Source organism: Lutibacter oceani, assembly GCF_003384935.1.
Classification (GTDB): domain Bacteria; phylum Bacteroidota; class Bacteroidia; order Flavobacteriales; family Flavobacteriaceae; genus Lutibacter; species Lutibacter oceani.
Map to the genome: position 1 here is coordinate 1 of NZ_QTTQ01000001.1, position 3,623 is coordinate 3,623.

General features: G+C 31.9%; 2 protein-coding genes. Both read right to left on the reverse strand.

Translation table 11 applies throughout. The annotated features are described in order from the left end of the window. Window positions 1-270: 270 nt before the first annotated feature. Window positions 271-1,755 (reverse strand): serine hydrolase, encoded by a 1,485-nt coding sequence (locus BX611_RS00005; RefSeq protein ID WP_115877451.1) that lies wholly within the window; start codon window positions 1,753-1,755, stop codon window positions 271-273. Between the two features lie 289 nt (window positions 1,756-2,044). Beyond that, window positions 2,045-3,436 (reverse strand): nucleoside hydrolase-like domain-containing protein, encoded by a 1,392-nt coding sequence (locus BX611_RS00010; RefSeq protein WP_115877452.1) that lies wholly within the window; start codon window positions 3,434-3,436, stop codon window positions 2,045-2,047. Between the last annotated feature and the right edge of the window lie 187 nt (window positions 3,437-3,623).

Sequence of the window (3,623 nt, forward strand, 5' to 3'; positions counted from 1 at the left end):
TTATAGGTTTTTTTTCGGCTGGGTTGTTTTTGTTCTTTCATCTTTATTTGTAATAAGTTGTCTAATTTTTAGTCAACCTATTTCAGGAAAGTACAATTTCTCGTATTGGCTACAACGGTTTGTATAAGAATAGTAGCCGATTTCGGAACTCGAATTTTTCAAGTTACAACTAAATTTTATGCGGGCTACAATGTTCATATTTACTACTATTTCGGCTATTATTTTTATACTTTGTTAGCCTTTCGTTATTTTATTCAACTTCTAATTCTTTCAATATTCTAATTCTTTCAATATTCTAATTCCATTTTTATTTTTAGGATTTAGTTCTACAGATTTTCTGTAATTTTCTATGGCTTTTTCTTTTTCTCCAAGAACTAAAAGTACTTCTCCATAACTATCATAAAGATTAAATGCATTAGGAAATACTCCTATGGCAAGTTTAAGTACTTCTCTTGCTTCTTGTACTCTGTCGGACTGCAATAATTTATAACTTACTATATTCATTTCTTTTTCTTTAACGTAATAATCATCATTGTTTTTGAACTTGTTGAAGAATTGAATACCACTATCAATACCTTTTTTATCAATTGTATCAATAAATACTTTGGCAATCGATTTTTTGGGTTTATCGTAAGGTTTGTCATATAAAATACCAGTAATTGCTGTTGTCATAGTATTGAGATATGCTCTCCCAGTATTGCTCAAAAAAATAATTGCAGAATGGCTTGAAGGAATTCTCGTATATACAGCACAATATCCAGGTAATGTGCCAGAGTGTCCAATAGTTTCTATCATATCTGATGAGTTTCCTATTGGTTTTTTAGCAAGTTCCAATCCATAGCCATAATGACCACCAAAGTCTGCCTGAATATATTTTGTAAGGATTAGGTCCATATATTTTTTTGGCAATAGGTTTTCAGAATACATTGCTTGGTCAAAAAGAAACATATCTTCAACTGTAGAATAAATGGCTCCTGCTGAATAAGCATTTGAAAAATCTCTATAGTTTGAATTTTGGTAGTCGATAAAATTATTTCTATAGCCTGAAGACCTGTTTTCTAAGAGTAATCTATGCCTGTAAAAACCTGAATTATTCATATTTAGAGGTTTAAAAATGTTTTCTTCTAATAAGTCTTTATATGACTTTTTTGTAACAGTTTCTAAAATATATCCTAACAAAATATATCCAGCATTACTATATTCAAATTTTTCTCCCGGTTTATGAATAAGTGGTTTATTGTCAAGCATTTCCACTAATTGTTTAGGATTGTGAAATTGTTTTTGTTCAGTTTCAACATCACGTTTAAGTCCAGAAGAATGTGTAAGTAAGTGATGTATTGTTATCTTACTTCCATTCTCTTTTGGATAATCCTTTAAATAAGTAGTAATGGGTTTTTGCAAGTCAAGTTTATTTTTTGCTACCAACTGCATTACTAACATTGCTGTAAAAGGTTTGGTAACTGATGCTATTCTAAATTTCGTATTTACCTCATTTGGAATATTCCATTCCATATTTGCCAATCCAAATCCATTTTTATAAATTACTTTTCCATTATGTGCTACTAATACAGAACCGTTAAAACCAGCATTTTCAGAATATAATCTTATAATTTCATCTATTTTATCAATCTTGGTTTTGTCTATAGATTTAGTACTATTTTCTGCATTTGAATTAGTTTGTCCATTACAAGAAGTAGCAAAAAACATTGCGAAAATTAAAAAATAGACTTGTGAGAATAAATATGATTTTTTCATTTAGGATAAATTTTGTAGTTCTTTCCAAACTTATGATTAAGGTTTGTCATTAGTCAATATCAAATGTAAAATTATGTCAAAAAAGTGTAAAATTTCTTTTTACGTTCTTGGTTGGTCATAATGAAGGCTAACGATTAGTATATGCAAAGTAGGCGATTGCGGGCTTCAAACTTATCAAACCGTTACGATTTTGAAGCGGGCTACAACCCTTGAATTTACTAATATCTCGCCTATTTTGTATATACATTGTTGGCGGGAGTGTTTTATTTAAACTATTTTCATTTTAAATTCATTTGGTTAGTTCAACTATTATTCTTCTGTAACTAGTTAATTGAGGTGAACCATTATCTGTAACCTCACAAATTACATGAAAATTTTTCCCACCTGAATTTGGCGGGATGTTTATTATGATTTTGTTTGAATCACTATTTAATATGTTGACTGTGCCAGTATATGTCCCTGCTTCAGGTTGAATCCACCATTTATAATTTAAGGTATCTCCATCAGGGTCGGTGGAAGCAGATCCATCAATAGCGATAGTAGCTCCTTGTTTGGCCTTTTTTGTGATGACGTCTAGACTTGGGTCTCCATCGATTTTTATAATTGGATTTATGTTTCCGTTTCCATCTTTTGCCCAGTCCATTCTTGCGGAAAAATTATTGAAAGTTGCAGGATAAAAGTACTTCTCATACTTGTTACATACATCATATTCATTGATATTGTAGTTTACAAAGGAATAACCATTATTGTCTTCTCCTTTTCCCCATTTAGAATATCCGCCCCAACTGGCTTGGGTTGGTTCGTCGGGATTGTTGAGTCCGTTTGGCATAATGTGCAAAAATGCTGGTGTATCTCCTTCTACGCCATATTTGTATTTTGGGTATTGATTTCCAAGATTTCCATGATTCTGTATGTTTTTTTCATAGTCTGCCCAGTTGTTTTTACCAGTGCCATTCTGATATTTCCATGCGCAGTCATCCCATATAAATAGAAGGTCGTCTGAAAAATTACGTCGCATCCATGCGTGCGAACTGATTTCAAAACTTGATTTTTGCGGTCTATCTTGGTCGGTTATGGCATATACCCGAAGCTTATTCAAAAAAGCTTTTAGTTCTGATTTGCTCCGAGTTTGCTGTACCTGCCAAATGGATTGGGCAAGTGTGTTGCCACCACCCCAAAATGTTACCCAAATAGGACGATTATCCTCTTCTTCAGCCAATTGGATAATAAGATTACTACCATCTGAATTATTGTCAACTCCAATTTTATCCATTCCCATTAACATGCTACCGAACATGGTACGCTCTCTTAAATAGTCAGCACTTGGCCAGTATCCAATCTTTTGTTTCTCCTCATCTTGCGCAAAATCTTTTTGGTTTGAGCGTTTAAGCAGATTTGGCAAATCTTTTTGATAAGCATCTATAACACCTGTAGCAATATCTTTAAACTGTTTTACATTATTAACATCATCCATGCTCCAGCCAGTCGTAATGATTATTCCTTCAATTTCATACATATCTGCATGAACCATGAGTCTAATGAGTGATTCATGGTCGTCGGTTTCCCAAGTTGATATATCGGTCAATACAACCAAGCGCGGCTTTAATGTTGAGAAACTTGATGGTTTTGTTTGTGCTAGCAAGGAACTTGAAATTAATACCAAGTAAATAAATATCTTCATAATTTTTCTTCAATAACTTATTATTCTATTTAAAATTTTTACGTTTTGTGTATTATACTGATATAGGTTGACCATTTTTTTATTAAAATTCGTTTTATTAAATAGTCAAATACTGTAAATTTTGTTTATTTCTTCGATAGCTTTTATAATTTACATTTTGATTTATATGTACGTGTTTTGGCGTTAA